The 15,518-nt window shown below is 37.3% G+C and carries 14 protein-coding genes and 1 pseudogene; 11 read left to right on the top strand and 4 right to left on the bottom strand.

Annotation, left to right across the window (positions count from 1 at the left end; translation table 11 throughout):
* Positions 1–228: 228 nt before the first annotated feature.
* From BOQ62_RS12645 to glgB, 3 genes and pseudogenes are all read right to left on the bottom strand, one after another.
* Positions 229–1,497: a glucose-1-phosphate adenylyltransferase gene (locus tag BOQ62_RS12645; protein WP_129039974.1), complete on the bottom strand. Its 1,269-nt coding sequence runs from the start codon at positions 1,495–1,497 to the stop codon at positions 229–231.
* A 98-nt stretch (positions 1,498–1,595) separates the two neighbouring features.
* Positions 1,596–3,002 (bottom strand): glycogen synthase, encoded by a 1,407-nt coding sequence (locus BOQ62_RS12640; protein WP_129039972.1) that lies wholly within the window; start codon positions 3,000–3,002, stop codon positions 1,596–1,598.
* A gap of 3 nt (positions 3,003–3,005) precedes the next feature.
* Positions 3,006–4,951, bottom strand: a pseudogene (glgB, locus tag BOQ62_RS12635) (1,4-alpha-glucan branching protein GlgB).
* A 200-nt stretch (positions 4,952–5,151) separates the two neighbouring features.
* Here glgB and BOQ62_RS23885 point away from each other — a divergent pair.
* The 11 genes from BOQ62_RS23885 to BOQ62_RS12590 all read left to right on the top strand — a co-directional run bounded on the left by BOQ62_RS23885 (position 5,152) and on the right by BOQ62_RS12590 (position 14,866).
* Positions 5,152–5,280 (top strand): hypothetical protein, encoded by a 129-nt coding sequence (locus BOQ62_RS23885; protein ID WP_262708335.1) that lies wholly within the window; start codon positions 5,152–5,154, stop codon positions 5,278–5,280.
* 65 nt (positions 5,281–5,345) lie between these two features.
* Positions 5,346–6,272, top strand: a complete 927-nt coding sequence (locus BOQ62_RS12630; RefSeq protein WP_228414058.1) for an alpha/beta hydrolase — start codon at positions 5,346–5,348, stop codon at positions 6,270–6,272.
* A 359-nt stretch (positions 6,273–6,631) separates the two neighbouring features.
* Positions 6,632–7,759: a M17 family metallopeptidase gene (locus BOQ62_RS12625; RefSeq protein WP_228414056.1), complete on the top strand. Its 1,128-nt coding sequence runs from the start codon at positions 6,632–6,634 to the stop codon at positions 7,757–7,759.
* A gap of 141 nt (positions 7,760–7,900) precedes the next feature.
* Positions 7,901–9,115 carry an acetyl-CoA carboxylase biotin carboxylase subunit family protein gene (locus BOQ62_RS12620; protein WP_129039971.1) on the top strand — a complete coding sequence of 405 codons (1,215 nt, stop codon included), beginning with the start codon at positions 7,901–7,903 and terminating at the stop codon, positions 9,113–9,115.
* A 187-nt stretch (positions 9,116–9,302) separates the two neighbouring features.
* Positions 9,303–10,016, top strand: a complete 714-nt coding sequence (locus BOQ62_RS12615) for an alpha/beta hydrolase-fold protein (RefSeq protein WP_129039969.1) — start codon at positions 9,303–9,305, stop codon at positions 10,014–10,016.
* 56 nt (positions 10,017–10,072) lie between these two features.
* Positions 10,073–11,026, top strand: a complete 954-nt coding sequence (locus BOQ62_RS12610; protein WP_129039967.1) for a RimK family alpha-L-glutamate ligase — start codon at positions 10,073–10,075, stop codon at positions 11,024–11,026.
* Positions 11,027–11,058: 32 nt separating this feature from the next.
* Entirely contained in the window at positions 11,059–12,180 is a 1,122-nt protein-coding gene (locus BOQ62_RS12605) for a carboxylate-amine ligase (RefSeq protein WP_129039965.1), read from the top strand.
* A gap of 33 nt (positions 12,181–12,213) precedes the next feature.
* The gene (locus BOQ62_RS12600; protein WP_129039963.1) at positions 12,214–13,023 is read left to right on the top strand and encodes a type 1 glutamine amidotransferase; all 810 of its coding nucleotides are present in this window, start codon (positions 12,214–12,216) and stop codon (positions 13,021–13,023) included.
* A 182-nt stretch (positions 13,024–13,205) separates the two neighbouring features.
* Positions 13,206–14,384 carry a hypothetical protein gene (locus BOQ62_RS12595; RefSeq protein WP_129039961.1) on the top strand — a complete coding sequence of 393 codons (1,179 nt, stop codon included), beginning with the start codon at positions 13,206–13,208 and terminating at the stop codon, positions 14,382–14,384.
* Positions 14,385–14,408: 24 nt separating this feature from the next.
* Complete coding sequence (locus BOQ62_RS23880) at positions 14,409–14,543, top strand: hypothetical protein (RefSeq protein ID WP_262708334.1); 135 nt, start codon at positions 14,409–14,411, stop codon at positions 14,541–14,543.
* Positions 14,540–14,866 carry a hypothetical protein gene (locus BOQ62_RS12590; RefSeq protein WP_228414054.1) on the top strand — a complete coding sequence of 109 codons (327 nt, stop codon included), beginning with the start codon at positions 14,540–14,542 and terminating at the stop codon, positions 14,864–14,866. The genes BOQ62_RS23880 and BOQ62_RS12590 overlap by 4 nt, the downstream gene beginning before the upstream one ends.
* Positions 14,867–15,064: 198 nt before the next feature.
* Here the strand turns inward: BOQ62_RS12590 and BOQ62_RS22515 are convergent, their stop codons facing one another.
* Positions 15,065–15,214 carry a bacteriocin-like protein gene (locus tag BOQ62_RS22515; RefSeq protein WP_164976744.1) on the bottom strand — a complete coding sequence of 50 codons (150 nt, stop codon included), beginning with the start codon at positions 15,212–15,214 and terminating at the stop codon, positions 15,065–15,067.
* Between the last annotated feature and the right edge of the window lie 304 nt (positions 15,215–15,518).

The raw sequence follows: 15,518 nt of genomic DNA, 5'->3' as shown, positions 1-15,518 counted from the left end.
AACAATATGCTGATCACTCTGATTGTATGTTTAACAATAATTAACCTTGTTAGGTGAGGGAAGCGGGATGAGGGAAGCTGGAAGTTACAATTTGGTGAATGATCACTAGAAATTTTATAATTTAAAACATTTCATCTTACTTAATAAACCTAAATTTATATAATAAGACTTCTAGTGGTACTTTGGCCATCAATAACTTCCAGCACCAAGCACCAAGCATTCTTTCTTTTACCCGATATGTGTTCCCGGCGCAATTATAGCTCCTTTCTTCACCACTACAATCCCATCCTGAACGGAATAAGTTCCGTAATCACCATCGGGAATATGTTTTCCTCCGATGATCTTTACATTATCACCAATGTAACAGTTTTTATCAAGAATTGCTTTTTCTATATAACAGTATTTTCCGATTCCCATATTCGGACGGCCACCTCTGTCGTTCAGGACAATTTCTGTTGTATTCTGGTAGAAATCAGCTCCCATCACGTAAGAATTTACGATGGTACTTCCTTTATCTATTCTTGTTCTGTTTCCGATCACGGAATTTTCAATTTTATCTGCCATAATGATACATCCATCTCCAAAAACGGCTTTACTTACGTATGAACCATTAATTTTTGACGGTGGAAGCATCCTTGCTCTGGTGTAGATAGGTGAAGAAGAGAAAAGGTTAAACTGCGGCAGATCCAGGCATAGGTCCAGATTGGCTTCGTAGAAAGATTCTATCGTTCCAATATCTGTCCAGTAGCCTTCATACTGATAGCTCAAGGTCTTATATTTTCCAATAGAACTTGGGATGATATCTTTTCCAAAATCATCACCAGCTCCTTCTTCAAACATCTTTTTAAGGATATTCTTAGTGAAGATATAGATTCCCATGGAAGCAAGAAATTCTTTTCCTGTATGTTTATTAGCTTCTGAAACTTCAGATTTCATTCCTTCCAGCATATCATAATCCGGCTTTTCGTAGAAAGAAGTGATATTACCCTCATCATCGGATTTTAAGATTCCAAAACCAGTGGCATCTTTTGCATTTACCGGAATGGTTGCAATGGTAAGATCTCCTCCGTTTTCGATATGAAAATCCAGCATTTCTCTGAAATCCATCTGATACAACTGATCTCCTGAAAGAATCAGGATATAGTCATAATCATATTTTTCAAGATGCTTCATCGACTGACGTACTGCGTCTGCAGTACCCTGATACCAGCTGTCATTTTCAACATTTTGTTCAGCTGCCAGAATATCGACAAAGCCTTTGCTGAAAATATCAAAGTGGTAAGAGTTCTTAATGTGTGAATTGAGAGAAGCGGAATTAAACTGTGTTAAAACCAGAATTTTATTCAGTCCTGAATTCAGGCAGTTTGAAATAGGAATATCTACCAGTCTGTATTTTCCTGCAATAGGAACAGCTGGTTTTGATCTGGAATACGTTAACGGGAATAGTCTTGTCCCTCTGCCTCCTCCTAAAACAATGGAGATTACATTTCGATTCATAAATATCTTGCGTTTTTTTATTTTATTAAGTTTACGGTTCGGTTCTTAGTGTTTAATGTTCCTTTAAAACATTCTTTATTTTCATATTTAAATTCAAATCAGCTATTATATAAAGCTATGTATTTTTCTGCAGATTTCTCCCATGCAAAATCAAAATTCATGTTAGCATGGATAAGTTCTTCCATTACACCTTTTTGATTATAAATTGCCATTGCCCTGTTCATCGCATGTACAACATCATCTACACCAGGATAAGTAAAGTTTAAACCTGCTCCTCCTGTTGAAATATCTTCTACGGTATCTCTAAGTCCTCCCGTATATCGTACTACAGGAACGGTTCCATATCTCATGGAATACATTTGATTCAGTCCGCAGGGCTCTACTCTGGAAGGCATCAGAAGGAAATCTGCTGAAGCATAGATCTTATGGGAAAGATGTTCTTTATAACCCAAATCCAGAGCAAAATTAGTATACGTATAATCGTATTCTTTTAATTTATTTTCGATGTAGGTATTTCCTGAGCCGAGAATCATAATATTTAAGGCTCCGTAGCTTTGCTTAATACTTTTCCATACGACATCCGGTAACAGATCTGCTCCTTTTTCCGTTGCAAATCTTCCGATGAAGGCAAATAAAGGAAGTTCGGGTTTCAAACCATATTCTTTACAGAGTTTCTCTTTGTTCTTCTTTTTCTGAGCTAATGCATTCTTGCTGTTAAAATTAAAATCCAGCATCGGATCGGTTTCAGGATTCCAGACTTCGGTGTCGATACCGTTAATGATTCCATAGGCTTTTCCAAATTCCTGACGAACCAGGCTTTCCAGGCCGCGGAAGCTAATAAAAAGTTCTTCAAGGTATCCTTCAGAAACTGTGGTAAAAGCATCGGCACATTTGATCATACTTGCCAGAGGATTCATGAATCCGTTCCAATCCATCAGTCCCCATTGATAAGCATTAAAAGAAGGCATGTAATTCGCCATATTCCAGCTCATCATCCCTTGGTATTCTCCGTTATGAATGGTTCCTATGGTTTTCACTCCTTTTAAGAATCCGAATTCCGAACAGTTTTCTACCATAAAAGGAACCAGACCTGTATGATAGTCATGGCAATGCAGTACATCCGGCCGGATTTCCATAGCGCACAACCAATGCAGCACTCCATGCTGAAAAGCCATAAACTGGAAGCTTTCATCCTGATACCCATAAGGGTTTTCTCTGTCTAACAATCCGGGAATTTTAACCATATACAGCTCAAATCCCAGAACATTTGTTTTTTCTTTCAACACCTGAACCTGAAGCATATGATCTCCCTGATGAATAAACCCATCAAAAACCAGATCAAATTCATGATCATAGACAAAGGTTTTATTATACCAAGGCATCACTACCTTAGCATCTATTCCTTTTATTTTATTCTGATATTTCGGAAGTGCTCCTACTACATCTGCCAGACCGCCTACTTTTGCTACAGGATAACATTCTGTACTTAAATGATAAATAACCATTCTTTATCTCTTGTGTTTAATTCTGTGTAATTTATACTTTTTATCTTTCTTCTGTCGTAAAATAACTCCTGCCAATGGTGGAAGTTTTAAGGTCATTGTTTTCGGATACCCTCCCCATTCTTCGTACTTTTCCTCTAAAATCTCAGGTTCTACTCCGCTTCCGCTATATTTTTCATCATCGGAATTTAAAACAACTTCCCAATGGGTTCCTGCAGGAATCCCTATTTTATAATCCAGTACTTTGGGTGCCAGATTTAAAGCAACCATCATTACATCGTCCTTTCTTTTCCCTTTTCTCAGATATACATACACTGAGTTTTCAAGATCATCTGCTTCTACCCATTCAAAACCAAGTTTATCAAACTGATTTTCATAAAAGGCAGTTTCTGATGTGTACAGGTGATTCAGTTCTTTAACTATTTCCTGCATTCCTTTATGAACAGGATATTTCAGCAAATGCCAGTCGAGACTTCTTGTAAAATCCCATTCACTGGTCTGCCCGAATTCATCACCCATGAAAAGCAGCTTAGCTCCAGGATGGGTATACATATAGACATACAAAGCACGCAGATTGGCAAATTTCTGCCATTCATCACCTTTCATTTTATAGATCATACTTGCTTTTCCGTGTACGACTTCATCGTGTGACAAGGGCATCATATAATTTTCATTATACATATACATAGAAGCAAAAGTCAGTTTATGATGATGGAATTTACGGTTAGGAAAATCTTCTTTGAAGTAATCCAGCGTATCATGCATCCAACCCATCATCCATTTCATTCCAAATCCTACACCGCCGTCATGAACAGGTTTTGTGAGCAGGGGAAAATCTGAGCTTTCTTCTGCTATGGTCATGATATTATCACCAAATTCCTTATACACAGCTGTATTAAACTCCTGCAGAAAGGATTTCGCTTCCAGATTCACATTATCACCATATATATTAGGCTCCCATTCGCCTTCATTTCTTGAATAATCCAGATGAAGCATTGAGGTTACCGCATCCACACGCAATCCATCTGCATGATAACGATCCAGCCAGAACATGGCATTGGAAATCAGAAAAGATTTGACTTCGTTTCGTCCATAATTGAAAATATGTGATTTCCAGTCCGGATGAAATCCTTTTCTTGGGTCTTCATGTTCATACAGATACGATCCATCAAAACGATGAAGCCCATTAGCATCTCCCGGAAAATGGGATGGAACCCAATCCAGGATAACACCGATCTCGTTTCTATGAAGTTCATCAATGAGAAACATCAGATCCTGTGGTGAACCGAAGCGCGAAGTGGCTGCATAAAAACCTGTAATCTGATATCCCCAGCTTGGCTCGTAAGGATATTCCATCACGGGCATAAATTCCACATGGGTAAATCCCATATCCTTTATATAAGGAACCAGTTTTTTGGCAATATCTCTGTAATTTAAAAAACGTTGGGGCTGATCACCTTCCCTTACCCATGAACCCAAATGCATTTCATAGACTGATATGGGAGCTTTAAGCTTATTTTTTCCCAGCGGTTGTCCATCCATTCCTTATCACTCCACTCATACCATGTGGTAGAAACCAGAGAAGCCGCCTGAATGTTCTGTTCCCAACTCAATGCATAGGGATCGCTTTTCTCCAGAATTTCACCTCTGGGGGTTTCAATAGCATATTTATATAGTGTTCCCCAGGTTAAGCCTTCGATAAAGCCTTCCCAGATCCCTGATTCATCCCATCTTGGAAATAAAATATGATCTTTATGATTCCAGTTATTAAAATTTCCGATTACAGAAACTTTTTTTGCATTGGGTGCCCAAACTGAAAAATAGATTCCCTTTACACCATCTTTTTCCACAGAATGTGCTCCAAATTTACCATACAGCTTATAATGCCTACCTTCTTTGAAAAGATACACATCATGATCGGTGAAAAGCGTATAGGTTTTAACAGAATTCATCAAGATCAGTTTACATTTATAATTTCCCTGAAACTACGAAAAATACTGACAATAGCGATTAATTATTCATCAAATAATTATCAATATCAATTCGTGTTTTGTCTTTCTATCAAATATATCATTTTTTACCTCACATTTTTATGATTTCAAAACAATCTTTTTTTATAAATTTAGCATCACTATTTTATTAAACACATACGATGAGGTTTGAACTTTATACAGAAGAAAAAGACGACAGACCGGTATTTATCACCGGAAATTTCAACAGCTGGAATCCTAAAGATTACAATTTCCAGCTCAAAAAACAGATCCTTCCAATTATTTTATAGAAATTGAAGACCAGCTTCTCACTGACGAAATTGAGTACAAATTTACAAAAGGAGGCTGGGAGAATGTGGAACTGGATCAATATGGAAACATAACGCCCAACCGGAAAACAAAAAAATTAACGGGTAAAACTTCCGACTCTGTACAAAAATGGAGATTAAACTGGGGGCCCTTCAAAGAAGAATACTATCCTATTGCAGAAGTTATTTCCGAAAAATTCTATATTCCACAGCTTGACCGTTACCGTAAGGTTTGGGCAGTTCTTCCGTATGACTATCATACCACCGACAAGAGTTACCCTGTACTGTACCTTCAGGATGCACAAAACCTGTTCAATGAAGGAAGCGGATTCGGAAACTGGGAGATTGACAAGAAACTATCCATCCTTGCAGAATACGGCCGTGGAGATCTTATTATCATTGCCATAGAACATGGAAGCGAGGAAAGAATCAAAGAATATATTTTTGATAATGACCATGTGGCCAATGGTTCTGAAGGGAAAAAATACATCCGATTTATCGCAGATACTTTAAAACCTTTTGTAGACGAAAATTACAGAACCAAAAAAGACCGCGACAATACCGGAATCGGGGGAAGTTCATTAGGAGCTCTGATCAGTATATACAGTGGATTTCTTTATCCGGAAGTTTATTCCAAGCTGTTAATCTTCTCTCCTTCTCTTTGGGTAGAACCGAACAACAACTTCCCGATGATGAATTTCAGGGTTCCCTATAAAACAAAAATTTATCTTTATGGAGGAGCGCAGGAAGGTTCTAAAATGGTCAAAAGAATTCACATTTTTGAAGAATACCTGAAAAGATGGGAAGAGAAAAAGCTTTTTGATTTTGAATTTAAAACCAATATCAATCCTGAAGGTACCCATAATGAATTTTACTGGTCTCAGGAGTTCCCAAGAGCTATTGAATGGCTGTTCTATGACAATACCGAAAACCCTGTAGAAGTAAAACCACAACAACAAAGTACTAAAAGCTAGAGGCATGAAATTGCTGAAGAAAATTTTCAAACAGCAATGATCTGTGATCCTAGAAAAATATAACATCTATTTATGAAACTAATCAATAAAAAAACAAAAATTACACGCAGGTTTTCCATCTGTTTACCGAGGAAGAATGGACAAAAACCAGTAAAAATTTTAATAAAAATATTTCTACTTTCTTTACAGGAAAGAAATATGAGGTCTTTGTAAATGCTCATGAAGAAGGAATTACCTATTTCATTGGACTAGGAAAATCTACGTTACAAAATTTTGAAATCCAGCAGGTTGCTGCTAAATTTTCACAAACACAGAAAGAAAAACTGCAGGCAGTCCCTACCTTAGCTCTTGCCGATTTCTTGAATGAAAAACAGTTTGAAGAATTTGTAACAGGACTTCTGGCAGGCACTTACCATTACCCTTTTGATAAAAAACATGCTTTCTGGAATGCAAAATTTGAATTGCATTTTGAAAATTTAAGCCAAAAGAAATTAGACCATATCAGCCAGAAAACAGAAGCTTTGATTAACGGGCAGACTGCCTGCCAGGAATGGCTCAACAAACCAGCTAATCTAAAAAGACCGGATACCTTGAGTGCCTATCTTAAAAATCTGGCTAAAAAACATGAATTAAAATATACCGTTTTTAACAGAAAGAAATGCGAAGAACTTGGATTGGGAGCTTACTTAGCCGTTAATCAAGGAAGTGCTTATGATGCTGCTTTCACTATTTTAGAATATAAAACTACAGTTAAAAATGCCAAAACTTTCGGACTGGTAGGAAAATGCATTTTGTTTGATACGGGAGGAATATCTATTAAAAGTTCTGCCAACCTTCACTATATGAAATCTGATATGGGAGGTGCTACAGCTGTTTTGGGAACACTAATTTATGCCGCAGAAATGCAGCTTCCGGTGAATATCATCGCTGTACTTCCTATTACCGACAATGCTGTTTCGGAAAAAGCCCTTCTTCCGAGCGATGTGACCACAGCCTATAACGGAAAAACCATCGAAGTGCTTGATACTGACGCGGAAGGTCGATTGATTCTTGCAGACGGGCTGTCTTATCTTTCGAAAAACTACAAAACAGATTTCCTGATTGATCTGGCTACCTTAACAGGAAGTTCAGTACGAATGTTTGGGGATACCTGTGCCGCTATGTTCTCTAATAATGAAGAATTGAAAAATAATCTGATAAAAACCGGAGATCTGACCAATCAGAGAGTTTGGAATCTTCCTTTATGGGAGGTCTGGAAAGACGATATTCAATCCGATGTGGCAGATATGAAAAACATCTCTTTAAAACCGATTGGAGACTGTATTATTGCGGCAAAATTCTTAGAGCAATTCATTGAAAGCCACCCTAAATGGGCACATTTGGATATTGCGGGAGTAGCCTTTGGGAATGTAGGCTATGCCAGGGAAAAAGCAGCAACAGGTTATGGGGTTCAACTGCTCGTGAATTTAATTGAAAATTATCACTAAAAATTAGTTTTTTCCAAAAAAACTCTGTATACTTGATTAGTGGATTTTCAAAAACACACAATATTTCATTTTTTACTATTAATAAAATAATAAATAAATGCTTTTATTTTTGAAAATTCACTAAATCTTAAAAAACATTATATGGAGAAGAAAACGATTGTGTGTATTTCGTGCTATTACAAAGGCTACGATTTTATGGACGAAATGAAGAAACTCGGCAATAAAATCATCCTTGTAACTTCGGAAAACCTCAAAGAAAAGGATTGGCCCTGGCATGCCATTGAAGAAACCTTTTATATGCCTGAACTTAAGCCGTCTGTATGGAATCTGGAACATCTGATTCAGGGATTTTCCCACCTGATGAAAACCAGAAAAGTGGATGCTGTAGTGGCTTTGGATGATTATGACGTAGAAAAAGCAGCGTTAATCAGAGAAACATTCCGTATTCCGGGAATGGGACAGACTACCCACCGATATTTCAGAGACAAACTGGCCATGCGCCAAAAAGCCAAAGATTCCGGGATCAGTGTTCCTGAATTTACAGCCGTATTCAATGATGATGAGGTAAATGAATTTACAGACCGTGTGCCTGCACCATGGGTACTGAAACCCCGTTCTGAAGCTTCCGCATCAGGAATCAAAAAAATAACTTCCAAAGAACAGCTTTATGAGGCCTTAGAAACATTGGGAGAAGAACGTCATCTTTTTTTGCTGGAAAGCTTTAAGCCAGGTGATGTTTACCATGTAGACAGCCTTACTTTCAATAAAAAAATTGTTTTCACTTCCGCTTCGAAATACCTTGCTCCTCCTATGCAGGTTTCCCATGAAGGCGGAGTATTCAGATCCAAAACTTTAGGGAGATATTCTGAAGAATTTAAGGCATTAGAAGAAATCAATGCCAGCGTACTTTCCAATTTCGGACTGATTAATGGCGCTACCCATACAGAGTTTATCCGGGGAAAAGAAGACGGAAAATGGTATTTCCTGGAAACTTCTTCAAGGGTTGGCGGCGCTCATATTCCTGATCTGGTAGAAGCTTCAAGCGGCATTAATATCTGGAGAGAATGGGCTAAGATTGAAGATGCCCTGCTGAAAGGGAATGATTACAGTGTTTCACCCCCTACTGGATACTATTCCGGGTTGATCGTTGCCCTGATTAAAGATAAAGAACCGAACTACAGCAATTTTGAATGTGAAGAAGTGGTAAAATTTCTTCCCATAGATTATCACGTCGGGATTGTTTATAAATCCGGTGATGCTTCTATTGTACAGGACAGGCTGGATGCTGCAGCAGAAATGATTCACGCAGATATGCTGAATATTTTACCTCCCAAAAGCAGCAAACTCAGCTCCTAGACACTGATATTCAAAATATTATTGAATTCATAATATACAATCTGTCAGAAAAATCTATCCTAAAACGTAATTTAGAGAAAATAAATTTTTGAAAATAGCACAGCATATTATCAGTTCATTAATCCGTCTGGAGGAATTGAATTTATCAAATTAAATCAATGCAATAGTAAAATTAAACACAAAAAAAATGCCTCATATAGAACATACAGATTATTATTCAAATATATTGGGAACAAGTCTCAAGGTAGAAGTGACCGGACATTATGGTCACCCTATCATCATGTTTCCGACTTCCCAGGGACAATACACCCAAAACCATGATTTTCATCTCAACGGAAGCATCAACTGGTTTATAGAGCAGGGAAAAGTAAAGCTTTACAATGTACAGACCATCGACAGCTGGAGTTTTTATGATGATAAAATTTCTCCTCAACAAAGAATTAGAAACTACGAACGGTATGTACAGTTTCTGATTAAGGAATTTGTGCCTTACATTCAAAAACTTCATAAAACCCATCGTGTAGCTGTAGCCGGAGCAAGTTTCGGAGGATATCATGCTGCCAATTTCGCCTTCAGGTTTCCTGATGTGGTTTCCCATCTGTTTTGCCTTTCCGGGGCTTTCAGCATAAGAAATTTCATGGATGGCTATTCTGATGATCTGGTTTACTTCAACTGTCCAAGAGAATTTGTAAGAAATGATGAAGCCTGGAAATACAAACACATGCACATTGTACTGAGCACTTCTGACCAGGACATCTGTAAAGAAAAAAATGTAGAAATGGCAGAAATCTTAAGATTAAAAGGCATAGACTTCTGGTATGACGAAAGAAAATGGATAGGCCACGACTGGCCTTTATGGAGAATGGTCTTCCCTACCTTTATAGGCACATTCTTCTCTTAAATTAAACAATAAAAAAACAAATAGAAAAAATATCATCCATCTTAAAAACAAAAATTATGACAAAAAAAGTAGGAATTCTTTTCGGTATGGAAGACACGTTTCCCTGGGCATTTATAGACAAAGTAAATGAATTGGGAGGTGGAGAAATCGTGGCTGAACCCGTAAATATAGATAAACTGGAACAAGGCGCAGATTATGGCTATGCAGTGATCATCGACAGAATTTCACAGGACGTTCCCTTTTACAGAGCTTATCTGAAAAATGCAGCACTTAACGGTACTTATGTGATCAACAATCCTTTTTGGTGGAGTGCGGACGAGAAATTTTTCAACAATGCCCTGATGTCTAAACTGGGAATTCCGCTTCCTAAGACTGTTCTTCTTCCGTCACACGAAAGACCGGAGAATACTTCAGAAACTTCATTCAGAAACCTCAAATTTCCGCATGACTGGGAATATATTTTCAATTATGTAGGATTTCCCGCATATATGAAACCTCACGATGGTGGCGGCTGGAAAAGTGTGTACAGAGTAGAAAACCCGGATGATCTTTGGAACAAACTAGGCGAAACGGAACAGCTGGTCATGATGGTACAGGAAGAAATTGTCTTTGAAGACTACTACAGAGTGTACTGCCTGGGCAGAAAATATGTTCATATTATGCCTTATGAGCCAAGAAACGCTCCCCATTTGAGATATGCCACTACTCACCAGACCCAGGGAAAAGAGCTTGAAAAATTGCTGAAAACCATTCATGATTATACCATTAAAATGAATGAGGCTTTAGGCTATGATTTCAATACAGTAGAATTTGCCGTAAGAGATGGAATTCCTTATGCCATCGACTTCTGTAATCCGGCTCCGGATGCCGACAGAAATTCTGTAGGAGAAGAAAACTTTGCATGGATTATAGAGCATGCTGCTAAACTGGCTATAGAAAAAGCTAAAGAATATGTTCCGGGGAAACCTAACATTGCCTGGGGAACCTTTGTGAAAGATTCCATAAAATAACATTGAAAAAAAATTAAAAAACACAAAAATAAATGCATCATCAGTTTACTATTGGAATTGAAGAAGAATATCAGATCATTGATGTTGAAAGCAGAGATCTTGTTTCTCACGTTTCAAAGATCATTGAAGGTGGTAAAGCTGTTTTAAGTGAAAATTTAAAGCACGAAATGCACGAATCCATGATTGAAATGGAAACGGGCATCTGCCAGAATATTCAGGAAGCAAGAGCAGAATTAACGAATTTAAGACGTCATCTTATCAATATCGCCCATGAGCAGGGACTTCGTGTTTCCGGAGGAGGTACTCACCCTTTTTCACACTGGTCAGACAACAGCATCACTCAGGGAGAAAGATACATCAAGATTGTGGATGATATGGGAGATGTAGCCCGTGAAAACCTTATTTTCGGACTGCATGTTCATATTGGAATTCCCAATCGTGAAGAAGGGGTAAGAATTCAGAATGTCATGCGCTATTTCCTTCCTCACGTGTATGCCCTTTCTACCAATTCACCATTCTGGATTGGAAGATATACAGGTTTCAAATCGTACAGACAGGAAATTTTCGTAAAATTCCCAAGAACCGGTATTCCGAGTTATTTTAACTCTCTGGCAGAATTTGACAGCTATGTAGATCTTCTGGTAAAAACAGGAACCATCGACAATGCAAAGAAAATATGGTGGGATCTGCGTGTTCACCCGTTCTACCCTACGATTGAATTCAGAATCTGTGATATGCCATTGAGAATTGACGAAACTGTATGTCTTGCTGCCATCATGCAGAGTCTCGTTGCTAAAATCTATAAACTTCACCAGCAGAATCTAAGCTTCAGAAGCTACAGAAGACTGTTGTTGAATGAAAATAAATGGCGTGCCTCTAAAAGTGGTATCGAAGCCCATCTGATTGATTTTGGAAAAGAAGAATCTGTACCTTATCCTCATTTATTAAAAGAACTTCTGGAATTTATTGATGATGTGGTAGACGATTTAGGTTGCCGCAACGAAGTGGAGTACGCCTGGAAGATTCTTGAAAACGGAACCGGAGCAGACAGACAGCTTCAGATCTTCAAGGAAACAAGTGATCTGACGAAAGTCGTTGATTATATGATCTCTGAAACGGAGTATGGCATAACACATGGTGAAACCGCTTCATAATATTTTTGATAACTTTGCAAAAAATATGATGTAATGAAAGATATTCGAATTGCTCTACTGGACATGAACAACAATCATGTAAATCAAGGTTTTAGAAACATCAAAGAGATTTCCGAAGCTTTTCAGCAGAACTCTGAAGAAAATGTTGTCATCAAGACATTTGATGTGAGATTTAAAGATGAAATGCCGGAGATTGGAGATTTTGATATCTTTATCTCTTCCGGTGGTCCGGGGAACCCACATCGTGAAGGTCTTGCCTGGGAAGACAAATTTGCTGATTTTTTAGATTCTGTTTTTGAGCATAATAAATACAGTGAAGATAAAAAATACCTTTTCCTGATTTGTCATTCATTTCAGCTGGCAAGTATCCACTGGAACCTGGGAAATATCTGCAAAAGAAAATCTTATTCTTTCGGCGTAATGCCTGTTCATAAAACAGATGAAGGAAGAGAAGAGTTTTTATTCAAAAATCTTCAGGATCCTTTTTATGCAGTAGATTCCAGAGCTTACCAGTTTATTGAGCCGGATCATGAGCGTTTTGAAGAACTTGGAATGACTGTTATGGCCATTGAAAAATTCCGTCCTCATATCAATCTGGAAAGAGCAATAATGGCGGTACGTTTTTCGGAGGAGATATTTGGAACCCAGTTTCACCCTGAAGCCAACCCTGAATCTCTGATTGAAAATCTGAAAGATGAAAAAAACAGAGAAGCCATGATTGAAAACTTCGGAATGGAAAAATATCTTGAAACAATGGATAGAATAGATGATGAAGACAAAATTATCCTCACAAGAAATCAAATCCTGCCGAGATTCCTTCAGTTTGCAAAAAAAACATTTTGAAAGAGGCTGAGACTTTGGCTTAAAAGGCTGGAGGCTGGAAGAAGGATGCTGGAAGTTATAGCGGTTAAAGCTATTAATACTATAAATTTTCAGACTTGAAAACTTCCCTCTCCCAGCTTTCAGCTACCTATAACAATCGGGCAGAAATGCTCGATTTTTTTAACATCACAAAAGAAAAAAATATGATCCCAAAATACAGAAAACAGTACAATCAGGAGTTTTCGGATGAAAAATACAATCAATTAAAAGATATATTGCTGCAAAAAGGAGGAATAGCTCCTACTTTCAGGGTTTCAGAAAGCCCTATTTTTCTTACTAAAGAATTCGAAAGTAAGCTTATAGATGCCAGCGAAAGTATTATCAGCCAGATTAAGGCCATGCCGGAAGAATTACTTCAAAAAGCGATCCCTGATGACTGCAGAGTTCCCAATGACACCCATCAGCCTCATTTTTTCACCATAGATTTTGGAGTCTGCAAAAGCGAAAACGGAGCAATAGAACCTCAGCTGATAGAGCTTCAGGCATTCCCTTCTTTGTATGCTTTTCAGAAAGTATATGAAGAAACATTCTGTGAAGTGTATCCTTTTCTTTCAGAAATTAAAAATCCAATGCCTCATGAAACCTTTAAAAACTATTTAAAAGAGTTAATTGTAGGTGATGAAAACCCTGAAAATGTAATTCTGCTTGAAATATTCCCGGAAAAACAGAAAACAGCTATTGATTTTGCCTTGACAGAGAAATTGCTTGGAATAAAAACAGTTTGTCTTACCAAAGTAAAAAAGGAAGGCAAGAAACTCTATTATGAAAACAATGGGAAGCTGACAGAAATCAAAAGAGTCTACAACCGAATTATATTTGATGAGCTGGACAATATTCCTGATCTTGTCACAGAATTTAATTTCCGTGAGGAAGTGGATGTCAAATGGATCACTCACCCGAATTGGTTCTTTAAAATCTCAAAGTTCCTTTTGCCTTTACTGAAGCATGAGTTTGTTCCAAAGAGTTATTTTCTGCATGAATTCCCGGAACATGAAAATCTGGATGATTTTGTATTGAAACCTTTATTTTCATTCGCAGGAAGTGGCGTTAACTTAAATCCTACAAGAGAAATTACAGAAGCTATTCAGGATAAAGAAAACTATATTTTGCAGCGAAAAGTCTACTATGAACCTATTTTTGAAGATATCAACGGAGATTTTTCAAAAGCAGAGATCCGTTTGTTGTATATTTGGCGGGAAAATGACGAACGTCCTATCCTATTGGAAAATCTTGGAAGAATGACAAAAGCCGCCATGGTAAATGTAGATTTCAATAAAAAAGATGCCATCTGGATTGGTAGTTCGAATGCTTTTTTCGGATAAAAAAACTGATAAAACTAATACTCCATGGAAGAAAAGCCAACCGCTTTTGCAGAATTTGAAAACCACACTTTAACACGAAGAAGAAATTTATTACCCACCTGGATTAAAGTTTTCTTATGGATCTTTTTAATTGCAGGTGCACTAGCTGCTATTTTTTGATGGCAGGCTCACTGATGACTCATGTCTCTTTATCTTTATATGGGATGGATGCCAATCATCCCTATTCAATAACAGGACTTTTGATCTGTGCCTTGTTTTTATGTAAAGGGATTGTAGCCTACGGACTTTGGTTTGAACAAGATTGGGCACCACAGGCAGCAATCATTGATGCCATTATAGGAATTGCTATTTGCCTTGTAATGATGGCTATTATCCCGTTTATCAATCCAACAATCAGCTTTACTCTAAGATTAGAACTTATTCCTTTGTATTTTTATCTTAAAAAAATGCAGAGTATAAAGAAAACCTGGGAAAACTTATAGAAACAAACCTCCGAAATTTCGGAGGTTTTATTTTTTTATTCTTACAATCTTTCATGAACCTATCTTTTGTATTAAAAACTGGCCAGAAAATAATATCACCTACGGAGAAGTTCAAAAAGCCTAGATAGAAATGTTTAATACTAAATGTTAACTCTGAAATACAGTAACAAAAAATCCTTCTTAGCGAGGGATTGTTTTTTATAAATCAGGACATGCCATTTCATTATCATGCGGAATGCATACCTTATCATTCCATGGCAATGGGCAATCATGCCAACCTGGAGGACATCCTCCTTTTCCGTTGATACTTCTTAATTTCTCCTTGGAGATTTTCTTTAAATTTTTCATGGTTTTGATTTTAGTTTAGAAATCAAATATAAAACTATTCTCCAATTAGAGATTTAACATAAAAAAAAATAATCGTTACGGGTTTCCGTAAACAAAGAAGGTTAAAAAATAACTATTGAATACATCCATTGAGTAAGGATCTCCAGCTCATACTAAAAAATCCTCCCAAACAGGAGGACATTAAAAAAACTTGACTTGTACTTTAGTTTATACAAACACTGTAAATATACGGGGAGGTTGTAGGTATAACCTTACGGGAAACCGTAATAATTAACTTTTAATTGTTTATACAATTATCATCGCA

It is taken from the genome of Chryseobacterium sp. CH21 (genome assembly GCF_004119445.1).
Classification (GTDB): Bacteria; Bacteroidota; Bacteroidia; order Flavobacteriales; family Weeksellaceae; genus Chryseobacterium.
This window is presented reverse-complemented; position numbering and strand designations above follow the sequence as displayed.

What these genes read in the sequence shown, in the direction of transcription:
- BOQ62_RS12640 (WP_129039972.1), bottom strand. Translation starts at nt 3,002, where the DNA reads ATGGTTATTTATCATTTAAGTACAGAATGTTATCCTGTAGCAAAAGTA.
- BOQ62_RS22515 (WP_164976744.1), bottom strand. Translation starts at nt 15,214, where the DNA reads ATGAAAAATTTAAAGAAAATCTCCAAGGAGAAATTAAGAAGTATCAAC.
- BOQ62_RS12595 (WP_129039961.1), top strand. Translation starts at nt 13,206, where the DNA reads ATGATCCCAAAATACAGAAAACAGTACAATCAGGAGTTTTCGGATGAA.
- BOQ62_RS12615 (WP_129039969.1), top strand. Translation starts at nt 9,303, where the DNA reads ATGCCTCATATAGAACATACAGATTATTATTCAAATATATTGGGAACA.
- BOQ62_RS12605 (WP_129039965.1), top strand. Translation starts at nt 11,059, where the DNA reads ATGCATCATCAGTTTACTATTGGAATTGAAGAAGAATATCAGATCATT.
- BOQ62_RS23885 (WP_262708335.1), top strand. Translation starts at nt 5,152, where the DNA reads ATGAGGTTTGAACTTTATACAGAAGAAAAAGACGACAGACCGGTATTT.
- BOQ62_RS12645 (WP_129039974.1), bottom strand. Translation starts at nt 1,497, where the DNA reads ATGAATCGAAATGTAATCTCCATTGTTTTAGGAGGAGGCAGAGGGACA.
- BOQ62_RS12610 (WP_129039967.1), top strand. Translation starts at nt 10,073, where the DNA reads ATGACAAAAAAAGTAGGAATTCTTTTCGGTATGGAAGACACGTTTCCC.
- BOQ62_RS12620 (WP_129039971.1), top strand. Translation starts at nt 7,901, where the DNA reads ATGGAGAAGAAAACGATTGTGTGTATTTCGTGCTATTACAAAGGCTAC.
- BOQ62_RS12600 (WP_129039963.1), top strand. Translation starts at nt 12,214, where the DNA reads ATGAAAGATATTCGAATTGCTCTACTGGACATGAACAACAATCATGTA.
- BOQ62_RS23880 (WP_262708334.1), top strand. Translation starts at nt 14,409, where the DNA reads ATGGAAGAAAAGCCAACCGCTTTTGCAGAATTTGAAAACCACACTTTA.